The sequence below is a fragment of the Croceimicrobium sp. genome (assembly GCF_965228705.1).
In the GTDB taxonomy this organism is placed as follows: Bacteria; Bacteroidota; Bacteroidia; order Flavobacteriales; family Schleiferiaceae; genus Croceimicrobium.
Genome location: NZ_OZ245832.1, coordinates 1,138,915 through 1,160,367, shown reverse-complemented (window position 1 = coordinate 1,160,367; position 21,453 = coordinate 1,138,915). Strand labels below are relative to the sequence as shown.

Genomic DNA, 21,453 nt, shown 5'->3' with positions numbered 1-21,453 from the left:
CTCCCATCCATTATATAATGAATAATGATCGTTGGGTCAGGATTTTAGTCTCTGATCGTTTTTTTGGGATAAGCGCTGCTCTTTTCTTGGCGCTCTTTTTAGGACTCTATCGTTCCTTTGGTATTTGGCAGGAATATTCAGCTAGTGGTCATTCCCTAAGCTTTCGCGTGATAAGCTTCAGCTTGGTACTTTGGTGCTCTACGGCCATTTGGGAGCAATTATTAAAGGCTAAAGCACGCTGGTTTCGCCGACTTATACAGTTCTTAAGCGGGAACCTTTTTCTATTTTTCTTACTCAATATTTTTTGGCTGGGGCAAGATTGGCAATGGACCAGCTTTTTTAGTCTTACAAGCGATTTTGCCCTTACCTGGATTTGGCCTATCCTCGTTCAAGAAATGTCTTTGGCATATAGCCAGTCTCCAGCAAGACAAGAACCTGAATTGAATATTCAAGATGAAGGTGGTCGCCTGGAATTGAGTCTTCCTCTGAGTCAATTTCGATATGCCGCTTCAGAAGGAAATTATATTGAAGTCTACTGCGATCGGGGAGAAGGCTTGGAGTCGGTTTTAATACGCCAAACTTTAAAGAAGTTGATAGAGCAATATCCGGAACACTTAGTACGGGTACATCGCAAGTATGTGGTAAACCCCGATTTGATAGCCGAGGTTTACTGGCATTCCAAAGATTCCTACCTCAAATTACCAGGAGGAATCCAATTGAAAGTAGGGAATAGATATCGCGAGGAATTGCAAAAGGCTAGGCAGAAATTATAATTCCAAAGTCAGCATTCTTCTTCATCCCAGGAATGGCGACTTTATCCCAAAGTCTTGATATTCTTGGCCAAATAAGAGAAATGGCGGATTTTTGAGCCATGTCATTTCAGAAAGTATTACTCCTAATTGTTAGCATTGGCCTGGCTCTAAACCCGAATACCCCGGAAGAGGAACCTAATTTTTCAGGTCAGCTATTCTTGACGTCCCGATTGCTGGAGCAGCCGATTTATTTGGCTCAGGGAATGGCCGATCGGCAGCATTCTGTTTCAGTGGATAGTAATACCGTTTTCGATATCGCTTCCTTAAACAAGTCCTTTATCGCCAATCTGGTATTGCAAGCTGTGGCTGAAGGCCGATGGAATTTGAATTCGGAATTAAACAGTTTATTAGAGCTTTATGGTTTTGATGCTCGATTTAAGCCCGGAACCACATTGCATTTAATGCTCTGCCATCGCTCCGGTTTAGGTGATTACGATGATTTACCGGAAGATTATCATCAGGATGAATTCCGACCTTTTAAACGACTTCATTTTAACAATGATGAATACCTGAGCTTCCTGGCTCAAATTAGGCAAGCCGAGCCGGCTCAGGATTTTCATTATTCCAATTTTGCTTATCATATCCTTCCCATTTTATTAGAGGCAGAGTATGGTTTATCCTTTCAGGAAATCTTGCATCAGAAGATTGCTAAACCGCTTGGAATGAAGGCCATTTACGCGCCCTCCAGTCATCGTGATATAGTTCCTCATTTAGCGGTGGCTTATCGCATGGAGAATGGGCGGTATAAGGCCAACGACTATATCGATCTTAGCCTGGGCCGCAGAGTTTTTTGTCGGGCTCAAGAACTAATGCTCTGGCTCGAATCCGGCGGAGGTCGTTCTTTACTTCCGGATAGTTTGGCCACTTTAGTTATGCAAAATCATCTTGCGGATCTTAATACAAACCAATCGTATGGCTATGGCTGGGTTTATTATCCCGAGAAGGAGCATTATGAAATGGGGGATTTAGACCTCGAACCATCTTACTTTATTCATGGTGGCAGCACTGAAGGTTTTCAATCCCTGGCCATTTCGGTAAATAATGGAGAGACCAATTTGGTGCTATTAGCCAATAATGGAGATGGTAAAGCGCTCTTTGAAAGGGCTAAATCAATACTTAAAAATCTATATGAAAAGGACTAAATTATACCTCGTAGTTTTAATTGGATTCGTAGTTGGTCCCAGTCTCTCCGCTCAAAATATTTTGGGATTATGGCAGGTGACCAATGTTCAGGTAGGAGATAAGGAAATGACCCCACAAGAAAAGTGGATTCGTTTTTCAGAGCAAGGTTTTGAAGGTGGAAATGGATTGCTTCAAAATGGGGCCGGTACCTATCTATGGAAGGCTCAGGAAATGAAGCTTTCCATGAACGATAGTTTGGGCTTTGTAGATCCTTTTGATGCATTTAAAGTAGAAGTGACAGACTCTAGCATGCAATGGTCTCGACAAGAGGAAGGCATGGAGGTTACTGTTCATTTGAAGCGAATTCAAAGCTTACCGCTGCGAATGGCGGATAAGGTGGTAGGTGTTTGGCAAGCGGAATCTGAGGATAGTTTGGCCTATGTGTTCTTCCGTTGGGATAAAGTGTATACTATAGTTTATAAAGATGGCAGTCGCGAATCCGGACTCTGGTACGCCCATGCCCATCGCTTGGAATTAAGCTTACATCCCTGGGATAAAAATGAAAGGTCCCGCCATTTTAAAATACTAGCGGGACCCTGGAAAACACTTCATTTGGAGCCAGCTGATAGGACTGGCATTGATTGGATTTTTTCAAGAAGAAGGACCTTTCCAGACTAGCCTTCTTGGGCAGCCCAGGATTTACAATAACCCCCGGGTTCAACACCGCCGTTTACAAATAACATACAACCGGCGCAGCTGCCTTCAAATTTATCGGGCTGGAAGAAGCGACAGTTTTTACAAATTTTATCTGCTTCGGTGCTTTTAGGCACGTAGGCAACGCTTTCACGTACTTCCAAATCGGAATCACTCAAATTGGCGTTTTCTGAAGCGCAAGCACTGGCCTCAGTTGATGGCTTAGCGCTGGTATGGGATGATTCCGATGGAGAGCTGTTTTCGCTGTCGGAATTCTCACTAGCACTGCCACCACAGGCTTGTAATATGGCGGCCCCTGAAAATGCGGTGAGGGAAAGGATGCCAGCCTTTGCTAAAAATGTTCTGCGATCTGTCTTGCTCATTGTCCTCTGTTTTTAGACTATCAATATTAGTGAGAAAGGCTTGAAATTCCTCAAAATCAGATTATTTGTACTTAATCCAACTTAAGGGGAACAAAGAAAAAACCCTCCTATTTTAGGAGGGTTTTCAGAGTACTTATAAGGCAGATTGTCTTAGATGTATTGTTCCATAAAGAGGGGTTCTTTCAATAAACCCAGTCTTAGTGGTTTTTCTTCTTCAAACCAAACTTCCACTTCTTCGATACGGATCAGATCATCTTCAATTCGCACTTTAGAATCACTATCGTAATCCTTAAATACGTCTTCTTCTTCATTTTCCCATCGTTCTTCAATGCGTTCTTTTTCAGGGCAATCTGTGCATAGCAAGCCGTGATCGGTCATGGTCCAATAATGTCCAACCATATCAGGATCCCAATAGTTTTGCACATTGGCGATATCATCAATAATGCTCTCCATACCGGGGCCTAGGAATACGGTATCACCTTCAGCGAGATACAATACCAAGCGGATTTGTTGAGCACGGTATAATTTACCTTCCGGGATGGTATAATAGATTCCGGATACCACCAGACCGCTATCAACTTTTAAAAAGTGTTCAGGACTACGGGCATTGAGTCGGGCTTCATCCCGGCTGGAACCGCGACTATCAACCTTCTTCACCAAATAGCTGTTCGCCGAATTGGAACGTTTTATATCAAATTCAATATCTGAGAAATAGCTTTTGGCATTGTAGATTAACCACTGATCACTGTTGCGGTATCCACTCATTTGCTCATAGAGGCTGTCTTTGTTTACCTCCATATAGATCATGCCATTATCAGGAATCAAATTATACTCTTGACTTTGGGTAGCATGATCTTCAAATTCGTGGGCAATCTTAACTCCGCTAATGGCCAGGAGGATCACACCCGCCAAAGAGGTTAAAGCTAAACCGCGACGTACGCCAGAGTTTAAAGGTTCAATACCGAATACGATGCGTAAACCATAATAAACCAATAATAGCAAAGGCCCCAAGAGTAGCAGTGTAGCACCAATCATCATACTGTTGTAAGAGCTGCTGTCGATCGCTAGCAATTGAAGGATATTACTAAGCTCACTGAAATTATAGTGATAGTCATTGATCTCAATGCCAATGAAAAGCGTAATAGCCAAACTGGCAAGGATAATAATACCGATGCCTAAAAAGACAAAACCAATTGCCTTAAAGACAAACTTTAAAATCAAACGGATCAGTTCAAAAATCCCACTAAAAAGCTGAGCTAAAAGGCTCTGGCCACTGCGGCCTACATTACGTGCTTTACCCCCCAGTTCAGACATTCTTGCACCTACTGCGGCACCTTCTTCTTTTACGAAGTTCTCAATATTGCTGAGGGTAACTGGCTTTCCCCGCATTTGCAATTTCTCGGTGGTGGTGCGAGCGGCTGGAATAATGGCCCATAAAATCAGATAGAGAAGGAATCCGAATCCTGCAAAGAAAGAAGCAAGGAATAGGATTCGTACCCAAAGGGCATCCATATTGAAATAGGCAGCCAGACCAGAAGCAACACCGCCAATAATGCGATTATCTACATCACGGTGAATTTTCTTACCATTACTGGTATAGCTATCTTCAAAACTGTAGTTGGAATTCGTGGCGCTTTCTTCATCCAGATAATCCTCTGGGCGACCCATAATGGCGATTACATCATCTACATCCTGGATATTAATTACCTGCTTGCTTTCACTGGTTCTTTCGCGAAAAAGTTCTGCCATGCGGGTTTCCACATCGTTCAGAATTTCAGAACCGCCATTGGTTTGAATAAACTGCTGGCGTAAGGCACCCAGATAGGCTTCCAGCTTGTTGAAGGCATCTTCATCAATATGAAAGATCATGCCTCCTAAATTGATATTTAGTGTCTTTTTCATGATGTTTTATTTTCGTTGGTTTCGTTCATACTGTGATTGACAGCCTCCTGCAGACTTTCCCAGGTAAGGCGTAATTCCTTGAGGGCAGATTTCCCTAATTCGGTCAAATTATAATACTTACGGGGTGGCCCGCTGGTTGATTCTTCCCAGCGGTAGGCGAGGAGCCCACCGTTTTTAAGGCGGGTTAGCAAAGGGTATAAGGTTCCTTCTACCACTATTAATTCGGCCTTTTTTAGTTCTTCAATAATCTCGTTGGCGTAGGCATCGCGCTCTTGCAGCATGTTTAGGATGCAGAGCTCCAAAACGCCTTTGCGCATTTGGGCCTTGGTGTTTTCCAGATTCATGATGCAGTACTTTTAAATTCGATGGAGCCCGTAAGCAGAATGATATTCGCTTTGCGCTCTTCGCGATCATTAAAGATGATTATCAAATGAGGACTGAGCCTTTGACCTTTCTTTTTAAAGATCAACATCTGACTATGCTCGTCTTCATATTCACTGGGTACAATGGCTAGCTCATAACCAATGCGCATGAGTTCTTCCACGATTTCTTTTTCGGAACGTAAACCAGGACGATATTCATCGAAGCCGATGAAACGCAATCGACGGATCGTTCCACTAATACGTTGTTCCAGATCATCAGTGTCGATATCAATATCAAAATCCTGGAAAATGCCGGCATCCAAATTAACCGCTATGCTAAACTTATCTCCGGAATAGCGCTCGTAAATCGCATCGACCGGATCGGTGTTTTGGGCAAATCCTCCAAAGTAACAGAGGCTGAGTATTGCCAGGGTGAGACGTTTTTTCATTGTTCTATGTTTTGTTAAGCAAAGATATGTTGAAATATCAGTACTATGCAAAACAAAGTACTATAATTATTCAAAAGTGTTTGTAAATGAGTTAATTACAATTTAGCTCATTTGGCATTTGTGATTAATTGCTCGAAAAAGTGGAGGTGAATTGAGGAGAATGGTCGCCGAATTGTTCAGCGGATCGACCAGTTTCTTTGGTCGGATATTTCCTTCAAGAGGTAATCATACTGGAATTGAATTTCTGAGCCTTGATGATCAACCTGGCAGAAGCTTACGGTTTTAAGGGGGAAGTTTGAACCTAAGAGCAATCCTCCTTCGCGAGGACTGCGTTGAGGGTCTAAATGAAATTGGCGAAGGTCCGGTGCCTTAGCTTGCTTTTGCTGATGCAGCCATTGCTGAAAGCGATACTTACGAGCCTCCCTAATATTAGGATGGTAGAGTTTGGTGCTACTCCAAAAATGAGGCATATGAGGATCGAGGTGATTCCAGATATCGCCATCCGGATTATGTTCCAATTGCCAAAGCTCTCCGGGCTTGCTTATAATGAGGGTAAAGGGTTCTACACCCTGATAATCTATTTTCTGAAAGACAGCAATGCTTGGATCTTCCAAAAAGTCGATTAAAACTTTGCCTCGACTGTGGCGATAGGGGAGTTTGCGGAGATAGGGAACACTGCCACCATTTAAAAGGCATGCTGCCCAGCCCGACTCATGGACGCCCATCCAGCTGCCACCGGCTTTTAAATCTTGCGGGAAATGAAATTTACCCCTCAAGCCTTCTTCATCCATAATTCGAGATGAACTTTCGCGATGGGGTAATTCATCTCGATTATGACTTAAAACAAAGCCTGAAGCCTGAGGGATATAGCTTAAGCTACACATGATTAGCTATTGCTATGCCTTTTCCAGGGACGAATGATTAAGCGGATTTTACGGTCATAACTGAAATAATTAACCAGCCAGTTAAAGAATACCACCATGCGATTGCGGAATCCTACCAGGCTAATTAAATGTACGGCCATCCATACTGCCCATCCCGGGAATCCTTTTAACATCAGCTTGCCATATAATTCGGCCACCGCCTTGTTACGACCTACCGTAGCCATGGTGCCCTTGTCTCTATAAGAGAAGTTTTTCCACTTAGCGGTATCGGAGCTGTTATTCAGGTTTTTAGCGAGATTTTGCCCTTGTTGTATGGCTACCTGGGCCAACATGGGATGCCCTTTTGGATTTTGCTCATCGGCCATAGAGGCCACATCGCCAATCGCATAAATAGTTTTGTGCTCGCCAATTTGATTGAGTCCGTTTACCTGATAGCGCCCATGATGAAAGTCTTTGCCTTCTTCCAATCCAGGGATAATATTTCCGGTAACACCAGCCGCCCAAATTAGGGTAGAGGCGGGGAGGTCTTTTTTATTGGTTTTAACCGTCTCGCCATCATAAGACTTCACCGCAGTATTCAACCATACTTGAACCCCTAAGGTTTCAAGGTATTTTAGGGCATTTCGAGAGGAGAAATCCTGCATAGGTGGCAATACCTTACCGGCCATTTCTATCAGGTGGATAGACATCCGACGAAAGTCGAGGTCCGGATAGTCATTCGGTAAAACGTGGTTTTTCAATTCGGCCAAAGCTCCAGCCAATTCAGTACCAGTAGGACCGGCGCCTACAATGGCAAAATTCATTAGCCTTTCCCTTTCCTTTAAATCTTGGGTTAAGGAGGCGGCTTCGAAATTTTGAAGGATTAAACTGCGTAGGTTTAAAGCTTCGGGTACCGTTTTCATGGGCATGCCCAATTCTTCCACGGTTTTCATTCCGAAATAATTGGTGCCGCTCCCTGTGGCTATCACCAGGTGATCAAAATCCAAGTTCCCGATATCGCATTGCAGCGTTTTATTCTCGGTGTCAATGCTTTCGGCCTTAGCCAGTCGGAAGTAAAAATTAGGTAGTTTACGGAAGATATGCCGGATGGGATAGGCGATGGAGTCGGGCTCCAAACCAGCCGTGGCTACCTGATATAAAAGGGGTTGAAAGGTGTGATAATTGTGCTTATCAATCATCACCACCTGATAGCGTTGATGATTGAGTTTTTTGGCCAGATTCAAACCACCGAAGCCGCAGCCGATAATTACGACTCGCTCGAGGTTTGTATCCGGAATATTCAGTCCGTTCATGGTGTTTTATTGCAATCCGCTCAATATATAATCGTATAAACCATGGCCCGGTTCATATTTGGGTGCAGTAAAGCTATGGGTCTTGTAAAGGGGTGGTTTAACGATTTCACGATCGATCATTTCTACCAGCGTTTCGTAAAAGTCGGTAGAGGTTTTCCCAACTAAGAGAGGACTAAGATCGATGTCATTAAGGTACATCCGTAAAATCTTAACGAAGCCACTAAGGTACAGGTAATCTTTGGTGAATCCACCGCCCCGGAAAATTCGTGTACAAAGGCTAAAAGCATCGTTTGGATTCATGCCTTCATCCTGATGCAGATAACGGAAACATTGATTGAAATCGGCACCATTGCACATCATATCCACTACTTTAACCCGAGTGGCTAATTTCTTCAATCGCTTGAGCGTGATATTTCCGCTAAGTAATTCAGCTAAAATGGCCAGGCCTTCCTGCGTACGAGTATTTACGGGTAATCCCAGATTGAAGATTTTGAGATCTTGCAGGTTCGAATTCTGGGTGGTTACCATATGTACGCCCAGTTCATGTTCTATCAGGGCACCTAAATCTCTTTCGGTAAAGGTGGCATCGGGACGAATTAACACAGTTTTCCGAGAATTGAGGACCATCACCTGCGAAATAACCCTTTTGCTCAATTCTATTTTCCCTTTCATTTCATAGCGATCCATGGCCTCTTCAAAACGTTGGATCACTTGCTCCATTTCCAGATTAGGCATGCGCTTTGGCTCACTCGGAATACTGGGTAGGAGGGAAAGATATTGAGCGTTTTGCAAGTCATTATGACTGGGACGCCCAAAATAGCGGAGGGAATTATAAAGGAATTTCTTGGAGTTTAAACTCGCCAGTAAATCGACTTTATCAAAATAACTGTTTATCACTGCCTCGTAGAGGTAGCGAATGGATACATCGCTAATTTCTTGAGTTTTAAGATTCCCCAGTGATTGTTTGAGTTCGAAAGGATGAATCTTAATGGGGCTATAGCGAAAATGAGGAGCTTCATTGTACTTTTTCTTAAAAAAGCGCTTGCGTTCCGCATCAATATTGATAGGGTTTACATAAGCCAGCAATTCGAAATTTCGCAAGAGCTTATGCAATTGTCGGTCTATTTTTAACAAGGAAGGATCCACTCCTTTATGCAAGAGAACACCAGGAGCCTGACTGTTATAGGTGGTTTCTTTATCAATAAAATGACGAGCACTATTGAGGATGGCTGTCTTGAGGTTCCTCTGCAAATTGCGAATCACATCCGGATAATCCACTCCATTGGATTCATCGCAATAGACCTTCTTTACCTCGGTTGCTAAAACCAGGGTATTGGAAAAGTTTGTGCTCAGAAATTCGAGGTTGTATCCTAATCCTTGAAATACATCATTAATTGCGCAGAGGCTTTTTTCATTGGGGACTTGAATTTTCTCCAATTCATCCTTCCAATGATGGATATAAGAACCAAAGCGTTCTTGATCCACCCGCATGGTTCCGATATTAAATAAAGGTACCTCACGATCCCATCGCTTCCAATTATAAGAGTGCATATCAAAGACCAGACAAGCCTCAAAGCTTTCCTCTAATCGGGCAACTAAAGCCCTTAAGATGCGGTAATAATTATGATGCTTTCGCAGACTTTGACTTTGCTCTCGTGGGCTAAGTTTCTTTTTCCAAACATCTTTACCCCAGGCTGTCTCATAAATCGCAGCAAGTGGTCTGCGGTTTAAATCGTATTCATAGCGCGAATCACAGCCAACCAGTGTAATGGGCATAGACGATATAAAGGCATCCGTATGAGGGTCTTCTTCATACCAACGCTGGTATTCATCCAGTGCAATGCGGGGTTTTAGCGATTCACGCAGCTTAGAGCCGGCATGAATGGCAGTGCAGACATAGGGAACGTAGCGTTCAATTTTAATCTTTAAACCTCCGTCGCGGGTTTGGGCATCAAAGCATTCACCTTTGCGAATCAGCCTAATGATCTCATCAGGACTCAGTATTTGCGTCGTCATACAAAATCTCAGGACGAAAATCGTCTTTAAGTTCACGGCGGGTTTTCACCACCTTCTCGAGATAATCGATAATTTTTTCTTGAAGTCGAACCTTATAAAGTCGGTTTATATCCTTTAAGGTTCCAGGGCTTAGTACATTGATTTCGATTAGCTTGCCATTGATCAAATCCAGCCCAGCATAGTAAATTCCATCCTTAACCAGTTTCTCACCAATTTTTTGGCAAAGGATTTTATCTTGTTTGGTGAGACGGTATTTTTCGACCGAACCTCCGGCCGAGATATTAGATCGAACATCACCGGCAGTAGGTCTTCGGCGTAAAGCTCCAATGGGCTCACCATTGAGCATAATTACGCGCACATCACCTTCTTCAGCCCCTTCGATATAATCTTGAAGGATTACATAATTCGATTTTCCTTTTTCGCGATGAATGTAGAAGTCGAGGAGGGAGCGAATATTGTGCATTGCCGATTTCTCAATCACAATTACGCCACTGCCCCCAAAACCATCGAGGGGTTTCATGATCATTTTCTCCTGATCTGAATCCTGGATAATGCGGAGTAAATAATCCAGGTTTTTAGATACGTGGGTAGTAGGGATTAAGGCGCGATCCGGATCGTGATAAGCGGCTGTATAAATCTTATTATTTGCCTCCCGAAGGCCATTCACATTATTGATGATAAATACTTCATCTTTAATGGAATCCAGGAAATTGAGCACCAAATTGTCCAAGGGTGGATTATCACGCATAAAGATCACATCAAAGCTATTCAATGGACTCATTTCCGTTTGGAAATTTATATCGCGATAAAAGGCTTTTATGCTGTTTGTGGTTTTCTCTTCGGGCTTAATCCACTTGCATAAACTTAAGGTCACACTATCGCGGATGGTAAGATTCGCAGCATGGGTAATGGCTACCTCATGTTTGCGTTTTACGCATTCGTGAATAATGCGGATAGTGGAATCCTGGGCAGGATCTACCCGTTCCCAAGGATACATGATGAAGCAAATTTTCATTGGAATATTATCGTTTAAATGGGAGTTTTTGACCAGCTTGTTCAAAGACCATGGTTCCATTTTCGGGATCAAAAGTTACTTTGATAGTGGCGGCTTTAAATTCGAATACATGATTTCCTCTTGCCTCCATGGGAAAGGAAGGTTGACCGGTAGCCTGGCCTTTTAAAACACCTTCTTCTACAAAGAACTTGATGTCTAGAGGAAAATGATCTGATTTATAAGTACCTGAATATTGTTGCAAATCATCAACGGCCACTTCCACTTTTTCGAAGCTTGGCAGCTGATAGCCTTCCTGCTCAAAATAAATGGATAAGATGTCTATTAATAATTGATTTAAGGGATATTGGCTACCATTAAGGCAAACCGCTACAGCCAAGTCATCGGCCGCCATATAGCTGGCATGGCTCACAAAGCCATCGATGCCCCCATTATGTCCGTATGCTGAATGGCTGTAAAAGGGGTAGTAGAATAGGGCTAATCCAGGCTCTTTTCCGTTTTTCATTTGTCCCACACTGCTCTTATCCAGAATTTTTCCGCTTTGTAAAGCACGCATAAATTGACAAAGCTCCCCGGTGCTGCTCACGATACCACCTGCTCCTAAGGGTACTGAAGGATGAGTATTGGAGGCCTTGGTCCATTCTCCGGTCCAATAAAAACTCTCTTGTTCCCCTTTTTTTCGTGCATCAGCGCTATAGAAATAGGTGTTTTTGAGCTTTAAAGGATCTGCAATTTTTTCGATTAATAAGTTGGCAATAGGCTGTTGGTAGATATCCTCTAGGATATAGCTCAGTAAAACATAATTGGTATTGGAATAGGAGAAATCCGAATCGGGTGTAAAATCAGGCTCCATACTGGCAAAGCGGCTAAGCATTGCTTCCCGACTTTGTTCTTTTTCCATGATTTGCAAATAGCTGTCGTCATCAGTGAAATTATGAATGCCACTGCGATGGCCAAGCATCATTTTAATGCTGATTTGGTCTGCATTGGGGATTTTGGGAAACCATTCGGATAATTTGCGATCCAAGCTCAATTCCCCTTCTTCAATTGCCTTCATGACCATGGTTGCGGTGAAGGTTTTTGAAATGGAGCCAATGCGATACAATTTCGCCCCCTCATCTTTAGTGGGACTGGCTTGACCGAAAGAAGCCTCGTAATAAACTTTGCCTTTATGGTAAAGGCTAAAGCTCCCAATTAATTGATTCTCCTGATTTAAAATCTGGACCAGAGAGTCCAAGACCAATTTTCGATTGTCTGTTTGGCCGTGTAGGAGGCTTGAGAAGAAAATTAAAAAAATGGAGAACAATTTTGTGAAACGCATAGGCGATGATACTTTTTAATGATCATAACGAAATTACAGTAAAGGCGCCACATTTCAACCGGTAAAAAATAGAGGACTGCACTTTTTTTTATGGAATGTGAAGTCCTCGTTTTAAGAATTAACCTCTAGTTTAAATTTTAAATTTTTAGAATTGGATTGCACTTGATACATTTGGAAGATACCAAACACCAACAATGCGAATTGATATCGTATTTCTAATTTTTCTTGGATTTGCAGCATTAATGTGGTTAGTCGCATTGATCACAAAACTCTTTCCAGCCCGCAAGCCCAATAGCTTATATGGCTATCGGACCGATCGGTCTATGCGCAATAGAAGGAATTGGAACTATGCTCAGTCCCTCTTGCCTAAAATGTTTTTTAGAATCGGATTTTACCACATTCTATTAGCAGCACTTTGGTCATTTTTGCCGCCAATAGATGATAAAATGGGCATTTTGTTTTTTGGCTTCGTTCTTATTGCTGCTTTTGGCTTAGAGCTCTATCGCAGCGAAGTGAAGTTGAAGAAATTCTCCAAAGAACGCTTCTAGGACTCAGGAAAAGGATCACTAAATTTCTCCTCTGCATTCAATACCGGATCACTCAAAGTTTTTAGGAAGGCGACTAAAGCACTCTTTTCCGTTTCACTTAGGTTAAGTAATCGTACTCCACCGTTAGGTAAACGTAAGGGACCACTCAAATTAGGATTGTTCTGTACTCCGGTGCTATAATGTTCTATTACTTCTTCTAAGCTGCTAAATCGACCATCGTGCATATAAGGAGACGTTAAATCGATATTCTTTAATGATCCTACCTTAAACTGACCTATCTGATTAGGGTTTCCGTTTTGACCACCAATTCCTTGATCGTCATCATTGCTTAGGTCCAAACCATTATTACGCGGTCCAGGAGCGATAAATGCATCGGTACCGTGGCAGGCAGCACAACCAATGGCGGGACTAAAAAACAGGTTCTTACCCAAATTTTCTTCGGCGCTAAAATTGGGGAAGTCCAAATTGCGATTGTTTACCTGCTGCAAGCCCAGATCATATTTACTATTAAAGCTTATGATACTGCGAACAAATTGAGCCAATGCCTTACTGATGCGATCAGAATTGATCTCAGTGCTACCAAATGCGGCGCTAAACAGTTCCGGATAATAGTCCAGAGTTTCTAATCTCTGGATCAGGCTATCGAGGGTCATTCCCATTTCTACGCCATCCTGAATTGGCATTAAAACCTGATCTTCAAGACTGTTGGCTCTTTCATCCCAAAAGAAATGACCATTGGCATAATAGCGACTATTCGCCAGTGACATAGAATGACGACCGGTTTCTCCATTAGCAAAACCAAAACTTAGAGTAGCCGGATCACTAAATCCATTTTCTATTTGATGGCAGGAAGCACAAGATACGGTGGCATTGGCGCTCATTTGCTTGTCGTAAAACAAAACTCTGCCCAAGCTTGCCCCTGCATTTGTGATGGGATTATTGGCGGGGGTATTATCGGCATTAGCCACAGGTCCTGCCAGAAGGTAATTCGGTAAATTTTGTTGCGCGTAATTGAAAGGGGTTTCGGGTAGGCTCGGACTCAGGGCAGAAGATACCTTCCCATTGTTGGCATTCTCGGAATTGCTGCGGTCTTTTTGGCAACTGCTCAGGAGTAAAAGAGCAATTGCAAGGCTGAAAATGGACTTGGTCATAATGGCTTATTTACCTAGATGGACTGAAGAAGAAGGAAATGGTTTAAACAGCAGCCCCAAGAATTTTAAATCAGCCCGCGATTTTCTACTTTGCAAGCCCCTCACTCTATTGAAAATATGCGCAAAGTAATTTGGCCCTTTGGACTCTTATCGGGTTTAATAATTGGCTCTGGTTTTTTTATAAACGTTGGTAATTCAGACCTTAATTCGGGAAGTTCTGAAGTCTTACGTTACCTATTTATGATTTTGGTATTTGGCCTAATTCTGTTTTTTGCGGTACGCTTATTACAGCAAAAGGTGTTTTTAGGCGAAATCAATTTTTCCCGTGCTTTTATTGGTGGCTTTTATATAGTATTGATAGCTTCAGTAATATATGCCCTGATGTGGGAAATGTATTTTGCCAATCATGGTCATGAATACGTCACTGCCTATTTAGCCGAAATGAAGGAACGATTGGATGCCAGTAGTTTGGGGCAGTTAGAAATAGAAGCGCGCTACACGAATCAAAAGCAAATTATGCAATCTTATGAGGATAGTTTTCTGGTGCGTTTCGGCTTAACAACCGCTGAAATATTTCCTATTGGATTAATCATGGCCTTGGCCAATGCATTTTACTATTCAGTATTGGCTCGTAAGACGGAAAAAAGCCATCTTTGATCCATGCAATCATTGGAAACTGCGGGCTTTTTAATTTTAGGATTAACGGCTCTAACCACCTTTCTGGCTTTTCAGGATCGCCAACGTTTTGAGGCGATGCTTCTAAGAGTAGCTGACCTCAAAGCAGGGCAGTATTATCGACTTTTTACCTCGGGGTTTATCCATGTTGATTGGACCCATTTCTTTTTCAATATGTTCAGCTTGTACATCTTCGCTGGCTCTTTGGAAGACTCCCTGGGGATGCTCAATTTTGTTTTGGTGTATTTCGGGAGCATGGCCGCCGGGAGTTTACTCGCTTGGTTTTACCATCAGAATAATCCTGAATATCGCGCGGTAGGGGCTTCCGGAGCAATAAGTGGAATTATATTCTCAGCGATCGTTATGAAACCGGGAATGGAGCTGAGTATGTTCTTTTTACCCTTCTTTTTCCCAGCCTGGATATACGGTTTAGGATTTATACTGTATTCGATTTACGGTATTGGTAAACAGCACGATAATATTGGGCATGAAGCTCATTTGGGGGGTGCTTTGGCGGGATTACTACTAACCCTCTTGCTGGAGCCTCAGGTGATGCAAACCAATACCTTAACGATTATTTACCTAGCGGTTCCCAGTTTGGTATTCTTGATAATCTTGTTTTTTCGTCCTCAATTATTGCAATGGAATACCGGTGGACCGGGTCAATCTATGACGATAGATGATCGTTACCGAGCTCGTAAAGCCGATCAAGAGGCGGAATTAAATCGGATACTGGATAAGGTAAAACATTCGGGGCCAGAGTCTCTTACGGATCAAGAGCGTCAATTCCTGCGCGATCATTATTGAAGCAGTCTAAAAGACGTATTTTAGCCCCATCTAAATCAGTAAAATGGCCAATAACTTATTAGCTGGAAAGAAAGGAATCATCTTCGGAGCTTTGAATGAAGATTCTATCGCCTGGAAAATTGCCGAAAAGGCACATGAACAAGGTGCTCAATTTGTTTTGACTAATGCTCCCGTAGCCATGCGTATGGGAGAAATTAATAATCTGGCAGCCAAAACCGGTTCGGAAGTCATTCCTGCGGATGCTACCAATATGGAAGATCTTAATACCCTTTTCGAAAAGGCGGAGTCCATTTTGGGAGGCAAATTGGATTTTATCCTCCACAGTATCGGAATGAGTGTGAACGTACGTAAAGGAAAAGCCTATACCGATCTGAACTACGACTGGTTAAGCAAAGGCTGGGATGTTAGTGCCGTTTCCTTCCATCGTGTGATGCAGGTTGCTTGGCAACGTGAAGCTATGAATGACTGGGGTAGTATTCTAGCACTAACCTATATTGCTGCACAACGTACTTTCCCCGATTATAACGACATGGCTGATAATAAAGCCTATTTGGAAAGCATTGCCCGTAGTTTCGGGTATCAATGGGGTGTACGCAATAAAGTACGGGTGAATACCATTTCCCAATCACCAACACCAACCACCGCTGGTAGTGGCGTAAAAGGCTTTGGAGGCTTTATTAATTATGCCGAGAAAATGAGCCCCTTAGGAAATGCTACTGCAGAGGATTGTGCTGATTATGCGATCTCACTCTTTAGCGATCTTACGCGAAAAGTAACCATGCAAAACCTCTTCCACGATGGTGGCTTTAGCAGCACCGGAGTGAGTGAAGCCGTTATTGAGCGCTTCGAAGAAGATTAAGCACAGAAATACTTATACAGAAAGCCCTTCGAAATTCGAGGGGCTTTTTTTTAGTGCTCTTCAAAGCAGTCTAGCTAACTGTATTTCAGCTCTTATAATGAAAATATCCCCCTTGAGGTTCTCAGGCATTAAGCCAATGTTAAAAACATGTGGAAAAAGCCTGCAATTAGGCACTGGGAAAGGCTTTCAAGCTAGGTCTAATTCGGTATCTTTGAGAATTATCACATTTAGCGTAACTGCAAGAATATGAGTGAAGTACAAAAAGATTACGGCGCTAGCAGCATTCAGGTACTGGAAGGTCTGGAAGCGGTTCGTAAACGTCCTTCGATGTATATCGGAGATGTGGGAGTTAAAGGTCTACACCATTTAGTATATGAGGTTGTAGATAACTCCATTGATGAAGCCCTCGCCGGCTACTGCGATACCATTGAGGTTACTATTAACGAAGACAATTCTATTACCGTAAAGGATAATGGTCGGGGTATCCCCACCGATATCCACGAGAAAGAAGGTCGCTCTGCTGTAGAAGTAGTTATGACTGTTCTCCATGCCGGTGGTAAGTTCGATAAAGACTCCTATAAAGTATCCGGAGGTTTGCACGGAGTAGGGGTTTCCTGTGTGAATGCTCTTTCTGATTATTTAAGAGTTGATGTTCACCGTCAAGGAAAAAAATACCATCAAGAGTATAAGCGCGGGGTGCCTGATTATCCCCTTGAGGAAGATGGTAGCACGGATTACCGCGGAACCATCGTAAGCTTTAAGCCTGATGCGACCATTTTCCAGGTCTTGGAATATCAGTATGAAATTCTTGCCTCTCGTTTAAGAGAACTGGCTTTCTTGAATAAAGGGATTAGTATTTCCTTAACGGATAAGCGGGTTACTGATGAGGATGATAACTATATGAGTGATCGTTTCTTTAGCGAAGGTGGACTGGGAGAATTCGTGGAGTTTATCGACGAAAATCGCGAGAAACTCATGCCTCAGGTGATCAGCATGGAAGGGGAACGTAATGATATCCCCGTAGAGGTTGCGATGCACTACAATACCTCCTTTAGTGAGAATATCCACTCTTATGTAAACAATATTAATACCCATGAAGGGGGAACCCACCTTTCAGGATTCCGTCGGGCTTTAACCCGTACGCTGAAGCGTTACGCGGATGAAAGTGGTATGCTAACCAAGGAGAAGGTAGATGTAAGCGGAGATGATTTCCGTGAAGGTCTTACCGCCGTAATTTCGGTAAAGGTTATGGAGCCTCAGTTTGAAGGCCAGACCAAAACCAAATTAGGGAACTCCGAAGTTTCGGGAGCAGTAGATCAATTGGTAGGGGAAATGCTTTCCAATTATTTGGAAGAGAATCCCAATGAGGCCAAAATGATCGTTCAAAAGGTGATCCTGGCCGCTAAGGCGCGTGTGGCAGCGAAAAAAGCACGCGAAATGGTGCAACGGAAAACAGTAATGGGAGGTACCAGCCTTCCCGGAAAACTTTCCGATTGTTCTGAAACCGATCCTGCAGTATGTGAAATCTTCCTGGTGGAGGGTGATTCGGCCGGTGGTACCGCCAAACAAGGGCGTGACCGTAACTTCCAGGCCATTCTTCCTTTACGAGGTAAAATTCTAAACGTTGAGAAAGCCATGCAACACAAGGTTTTCGAAAACGAGGAGATCAAAAATATCTTTACTGCTCTAGGAGTAAGCGTAGGAACCGAAGAGGATTCTAAAGCCTTAAATACTTCCAAATTGCGCTATCACAAGGTAATTATTATGTGTGATGCGGATGTGGATGGTAGCCACATCGCCACCTTGATACTTACTTTCTTCTTCCGTTATATGAAGGAATTAATTGAAGCCGGTAATATTTATATCGCCGCTCCACCTTTATACTTAGTGAAGAAAGGCAAGAAAGAAGAATACGCCTGGAATGATGATCAACGAGATTCCTTGATCAGTCAGATGGGAGGTGAAAACAAATCTTCTGTAGGGGTACAACGCTATAAGGGTCTTGGTGAGATGAACGCTGAGCAATTGTGGGAAACCACTATGGATCCTGAGAAACGCACAATGCGTAGAGTAACAATCGATAGTGCTGCTGAGGCAGATCGTATATTCTCCATGTTAATGGGAGACGATGTACCCCCTCGTCGGGAATTCATCGAAAAGAATGCGAAATACGCTAAAATCGACGTATAAAATTAGAAGCCCTCTCCGGAGGGCTTTTTTAATGCCTCCTTGCGACGCAGATATTCATCGTCGGCTAAGCCATTAATTGCTGCTTGATTTAATGCTGCTAAATCGCGGTAATAATTTTCGGAAGTTTTCGGAATTTCTTGAGCCCAATTGCAAATGGGACAGTGCTCAATGAGCTTTCGCTTAACTGGAATCACAGGGATAAAGAACAAGCTGATGAAATTCTTTATTTCCCGCAGTTGAAAGTATGAGGTATTATGGCAATGCGGGCATTTTCTTTCTTCTGTGGGGCCTAGTAAATTATCCTTTTGATCGTATCCGAAAATAAATATCATCCTTTTAAAGTTCAATTTTATTCATCCAATTCATCAACATTTCACGTCCGCCTTCGGTCATAATACTTTCAGGATGAAATTGAATTCCAGCTATGGGATTAGCTTCATCTTCAAAAGCCATTACAATGGAATTAGCACGTTGGGCAACCACTTTAAAGCGATTTAGAAAATCAGCTTGAGGACGAATGGCCCAACTGTGGTAAAGGCCCACTGAAAAACTTTCTTCCAAGCCCTTCAAAAGCCAGGTATTAGCTTCTCGGTGCACAATACGACTAACTCCATGCGCTACTTCCTGCTGATTATAAAGCTCAGCTCCAAAATATTCCGCTAATGCCTGTGCACCTAAACAAATTCCTAAAATCGGTTTTGTCCGATGGTATCGATCGATAAGTTCCATGCAATTTCCGGCCTCCTGCGGTAAACCCGGACCAGGGGAGAGGACAACGGCATCATAATTCTCCACTTCTTCAAGGCTGAATTCGCGATTGCGTTTCACCACAACATCGGCGCCCAAAGCGCTGAAATAATGCTCCAGATTATAGGTGAAAGAGTCGTAATTATCGATCAGTAAAAGCTTCATAACTTGAGCGCAAATTGATGAAAAAATGAAAGAAATCGTATATACGGATCAGGCACCAGCCCCGATTGGTCCTTATTCGCAGGCTACGGTGTTTGGAAATCAGGTTTTTACTTCCGGACAAATTGCCATTCATCCTCAAAGCGGAGACTTAATTACGGATAATATAGAAGCTGAAACCCGTCAGGTTTTGGATAATTTAAAGGCGGTTTTGGCGGCCGCCGGATGCGAAATGAATGATGTTTTAAAATGCAGCATCTTCATTAGCGATATGAATCAATTTCAGGCGATCAATGCTGTATATGCCGAATACTTCGATGAGGCTAATGCGCCAGCTCGCGAAACAGTGCAGGTAGCGGTATTACCTAAGAATGTAAATATCGAGATATCAGCAATCGCCATTCGTAAGGGATAAAAGCCCTTAGGGGGAGGGAGCCTTGCTTCTTTTCTGCTAAATTTGTGGCTTCCAAATTCTACAATCATTAAAGCATATTTCAATGGAATTTGATTTGATCGTATTAGGTAGCGGCCCTGGAGGATACGTTACCGCTATTCGCGCTTCACAATTAGGCTTAAAAACAGCCATCGTAGAACGCGAAAGCCTGGGCGGGATTTGCCTCAACTGGGGTTGTATTCCAACTAAAGCTTTGCTAAAAAGTGCCAACGTATTTGAATACATCAACCATGCTGAAGACTACGGTCTGAAGGTGGATAATGCCGATAAAGATTTTGGCGCTGTGGTGAAACGTAGCCGTAGCGTAGCAGAGGGAATGAGCAATGGTGTACAATTCCTGATGAAAAAGAACAAAATCGAAGTAATTAAAGGAGAAGGGAAAGTTCTTCCCGGTAAAAAGATCGAGGTTAAGGATGCCGATGGCAAAAGCCAAACCTATAGCGCTAAGAATGTGATTATCGCAACTGGTGCCCGTAGCCGTGAGCTTCCTAGTTTACCACAAGATGGTAAAAAGATCATCGGATACCGTCAGGCTATGGTATTGCCCGAACAGCCTAAGAGTTTAGTAGTGGTAGGGTCCGGTGCTATTGGGGTAGAGTTTGCTTATTTCTATAAAGCCATGGGTACGGAGGTAACCATTGTAGAGTATATGCCAAACATCGTTCCGGTAGAGGATGAAGAGGTATCCAAGCAGTTGGAGCGTAGCTTTAAGAAAGCCGGAATTAAAATCATGACCAATGCCGAAGTAACAGGAGTTGATACCAGCGGTGAGGGATGCGTGGTTAAAGTGAAGAACAAAAAAGGCGAAAGCAATATCGAATGTGATGTAGTGCTTTCTGCCGTTGGTGTTCAAGCTAATATTGAAAATATCGGTCTCGAAGAAGTAGGTATCCAAACCGAAAAAGGAAAGATCAAGGTAGACGATTTCTATAAAACCAATGTTGAAGGCTATTATGCCATTGGCGACTGTGTACCAGGTCAGGCTTTAGCGCACGTAGCTTCCGCAGAAGGTATTATTTGCGTTGAGAAAATCGCCGGTCATCATCCACAACCACTAGATTACGGCAATATCCCAGGCTGTACCTATTGTTCTCCTGAGGTAGCATCAGTGGGAATGACTGAGAAAGCTGCGAAAGAAGCTGGCTATGAGGTGAAGGTGGGTAAATTCCCCTTCAGTGCTAGTGGTAAAGCCAAAGCAGCAGGTCATGCAGATGGATTCGTGAAAGTAATTTTCGATGCTAAATACGGAGAGTTCTTAGGTTGCCACATGATTGGAGCCAATGTAACTGAGATGATTGCCGAAGCGGTTGTAGCTCGTAAATTGGAAACCACCGGCATGGAAATCGTTAAATCTGTTCACCCGCATCCAACCATGAGTGAAGCGGTGATGGAAGCAGCGGCTGCTGCCTATGATGAAGTAATTCACCTCTAGAGGAAGAAAGATTCCATAGGGAAACAAACCATTTGAAATCCCTGATCGTATTCTTATTGCGATCAGGGATTTTTTCTTTTCGCAAGAACTGACAAAAACGGGTGCTTGAAATCTTAAAAAACCGCTAAGGCGGTGTTAAAAAGGGGACTTTAACATTTTAACTGCATTTATTTTTAAAAA

General features: G+C 42.9%; 22 protein-coding genes. 10 read left to right on the top strand and 12 right to left on the bottom strand.

What is annotated here, in order from left to right:
• The first annotated feature begins 17 nt into the window (after nucleotides 1-17).
• The 3 genes from ACO05P_RS05185 (at nucleotide 18) to ACO05P_RS05175 (ending at nucleotide 2,612) form a co-directional block, all read left to right on the top strand.
• Entirely contained in the window at nucleotides 18-773 is a 756-nt protein-coding gene (locus ACO05P_RS05185; RefSeq protein ID WP_421753858.1) for a LytTR family DNA-binding domain-containing protein, read from the top strand.
• Between the two features lie 98 nt (nucleotides 774-871).
• Nucleotides 872-1,954: a serine hydrolase domain-containing protein gene (locus ACO05P_RS05180; RefSeq protein WP_421753857.1), complete on the top strand. Its 1,083-nt coding sequence runs from the start codon at nucleotides 872-874 to the stop codon at nucleotides 1,952-1,954.
• Nucleotides 1,941-2,612: a hypothetical protein gene (locus ACO05P_RS05175; RefSeq protein WP_421753856.1), complete on the top strand. Its 672-nt coding sequence runs from the start codon at nucleotides 1,941-1,943 to the stop codon at nucleotides 2,610-2,612. Before ACO05P_RS05180 ends, ACO05P_RS05175 begins: the two co-directional genes overlap by 14 nt.
• Here ACO05P_RS05175 and ACO05P_RS05170 read toward each other — a convergent pair.
• The 9 genes from ACO05P_RS05170 to ACO05P_RS05130 form a co-directional block, all read right to left on the bottom strand.
• Nucleotides 2,609-3,010: a high-potential iron-sulfur protein gene (locus ACO05P_RS05170; protein WP_421753854.1), complete on the bottom strand. Its 402-nt coding sequence runs from the start codon at nucleotides 3,008-3,010 to the stop codon at nucleotides 2,609-2,611. The genes ACO05P_RS05175 and ACO05P_RS05170 overlap by 4 nt on opposite strands.
• Nucleotides 3,011-3,160: 150 nt before the next feature.
• A complete protein-coding gene (locus tag ACO05P_RS05165; RefSeq protein ID WP_421753852.1) occupies nucleotides 3,161-4,912 on the bottom strand; it encodes a PspC domain-containing protein in 1,752 nt (583 codons plus the stop codon).
• Nucleotides 4,909-5,256: a PadR family transcriptional regulator gene (locus ACO05P_RS05160; RefSeq protein ID WP_421753850.1), complete on the bottom strand. Its 348-nt coding sequence runs from the start codon at nucleotides 5,254-5,256 to the stop codon at nucleotides 4,909-4,911. The genes ACO05P_RS05165 and ACO05P_RS05160 overlap by 4 nt, the downstream gene beginning before the upstream one ends.
• Complete coding sequence (locus ACO05P_RS05155) at nucleotides 5,253-5,723, bottom strand: hypothetical protein (protein WP_421753849.1); 471 nt, start codon at nucleotides 5,721-5,723, stop codon at nucleotides 5,253-5,255. Before ACO05P_RS05155 ends, ACO05P_RS05160 begins: the two co-directional genes overlap by 4 nt.
• A gap of 176 nt (nucleotides 5,724-5,899) precedes the next feature.
• Entirely contained in the window at nucleotides 5,900-6,607 is a 708-nt protein-coding gene (locus ACO05P_RS05150; RefSeq protein WP_421753847.1) for an NRDE family protein, read from the bottom strand.
• A gap of 2 nt (nucleotides 6,608-6,609) precedes the next feature.
• A complete protein-coding gene (locus tag ACO05P_RS05145) occupies nucleotides 6,610-7,899 on the bottom strand; it encodes an NAD(P)/FAD-dependent oxidoreductase (RefSeq protein ID WP_421753845.1) in 1,290 nt (429 codons plus the stop codon).
• A gap of 6 nt (nucleotides 7,900-7,905) precedes the next feature.
• Nucleotides 7,906-9,915, bottom strand: a complete 2,010-nt coding sequence (locus tag ACO05P_RS05140; RefSeq protein WP_421753843.1) for a flavohemoglobin expression-modulating QEGLA motif protein — start codon at nucleotides 9,913-9,915, stop codon at nucleotides 7,906-7,908.
• A complete protein-coding gene (gene gshB, locus ACO05P_RS05135) occupies nucleotides 9,890-10,930 on the bottom strand; it encodes a glutathione synthase (protein ID WP_421753842.1) in 1,041 nt (346 codons plus the stop codon). Before gshB ends, ACO05P_RS05140 begins: the two co-directional genes overlap by 26 nt.
• Before the next feature lie 7 nt (nucleotides 10,931-10,937).
• Complete coding sequence (locus ACO05P_RS05130; RefSeq protein ID WP_421753841.1) at nucleotides 10,938-12,164, bottom strand: serine hydrolase domain-containing protein; 1,227 nt, start codon at nucleotides 12,162-12,164, stop codon at nucleotides 10,938-10,940.
• Between the two features lie 278 nt (nucleotides 12,165-12,442).
• Here ACO05P_RS05130 and ACO05P_RS05125 point away from each other — a divergent pair, with 278 nt between their 5' ends.
• Nucleotides 12,443-12,796: an SdpI family protein gene (locus ACO05P_RS05125; protein ID WP_421753840.1), complete on the top strand. Its 354-nt coding sequence runs from the start codon at nucleotides 12,443-12,445 to the stop codon at nucleotides 12,794-12,796.
• On the opposite strand, the gene ACO05P_RS05120 is transcribed toward ACO05P_RS05125, so the two are convergent.
• The gene (locus ACO05P_RS05120) at nucleotides 12,793-13,947 is read right to left on the bottom strand and encodes a cytochrome-c peroxidase (RefSeq protein WP_421753839.1); all 1,155 of its coding nucleotides are present in this window, start codon (nucleotides 13,945-13,947) and stop codon (nucleotides 12,793-12,795) included. The genes ACO05P_RS05125 and ACO05P_RS05120 overlap by 4 nt on opposite strands.
• 117 nt (nucleotides 13,948-14,064) lie before the next feature.
• On the opposite strand from ACO05P_RS05120, the gene ACO05P_RS05115 reads away from it, so the two are divergent.
• The 4 genes from ACO05P_RS05115 (at nucleotide 14,065) to gyrB (ending at nucleotide 18,478) form a co-directional block, all read left to right on the top strand.
• Entirely contained in the window at nucleotides 14,065-14,604 is a 540-nt protein-coding gene (locus ACO05P_RS05115) for a DUF4199 domain-containing protein (protein WP_421753838.1), read from the top strand.
• A 3-nt stretch (nucleotides 14,605-14,607) separates the two neighbouring features.
• Nucleotides 14,608-15,429 carry a rhomboid family intramembrane serine protease gene (locus ACO05P_RS05110; protein WP_421753836.1) on the top strand — a complete coding sequence of 274 codons (822 nt, stop codon included), beginning with the start codon at nucleotides 14,608-14,610 and terminating at the stop codon, nucleotides 15,427-15,429.
• A 43-nt stretch (nucleotides 15,430-15,472) separates the two neighbouring features.
• Entirely contained in the window at nucleotides 15,473-16,288 is an 816-nt protein-coding gene (locus ACO05P_RS05105) for an enoyl-ACP reductase FabI (protein ID WP_421753835.1), read from the top strand.
• A gap of 246 nt (nucleotides 16,289-16,534) precedes the next feature.
• The gene (gene gyrB, locus ACO05P_RS05100) at nucleotides 16,535-18,478 is read left to right on the top strand and encodes a DNA topoisomerase (ATP-hydrolyzing) subunit B (RefSeq protein ID WP_421753833.1); all 1,944 of its coding nucleotides are present in this window, start codon (nucleotides 16,535-16,537) and stop codon (nucleotides 18,476-18,478) included.
• Nucleotides 18,479-18,480: 2 nt separating this feature from the next.
• Here gyrB and ACO05P_RS05095 read toward each other — a convergent pair whose 3' ends face one another.
• Nucleotides 18,481-18,810, bottom strand: coding sequence for a zinc-ribbon domain-containing protein (locus ACO05P_RS05095; RefSeq protein WP_421753831.1), 330 nt, complete (start codon nucleotides 18,808-18,810; stop codon nucleotides 18,481-18,483).
• A gap of 4 nt (nucleotides 18,811-18,814) precedes the next feature.
• Nucleotides 18,815-19,390 carry an anthranilate synthase component II gene (locus ACO05P_RS05090; protein WP_421753829.1) on the bottom strand — a complete coding sequence of 192 codons (576 nt, stop codon included), beginning with the start codon at nucleotides 19,388-19,390 and terminating at the stop codon, nucleotides 18,815-18,817.
• 25 nt (nucleotides 19,391-19,415) lie between these two features.
• Here ACO05P_RS05090 and ACO05P_RS05085 point away from each other — a divergent pair, with 25 nt between their 5' ends.
• Both ACO05P_RS05085 and lpdA read left to right on the top strand, forming a co-directional pair.
• Nucleotides 19,416-19,802, top strand: a complete 387-nt coding sequence (locus ACO05P_RS05085; RefSeq protein ID WP_421753827.1) for a Rid family detoxifying hydrolase — start codon at nucleotides 19,416-19,418, stop codon at nucleotides 19,800-19,802.
• Nucleotides 19,803-19,884: 82 nt separating this feature from the next.
• Nucleotides 19,885-21,273 (top strand): dihydrolipoyl dehydrogenase, encoded by a 1,389-nt coding sequence (gene lpdA, locus ACO05P_RS05080; protein ID WP_421753826.1) that lies wholly within the window; start codon nucleotides 19,885-19,887, stop codon nucleotides 21,271-21,273.
• The last annotated feature ends 180 nt before the right edge of the window (nucleotides 21,274-21,453 follow it).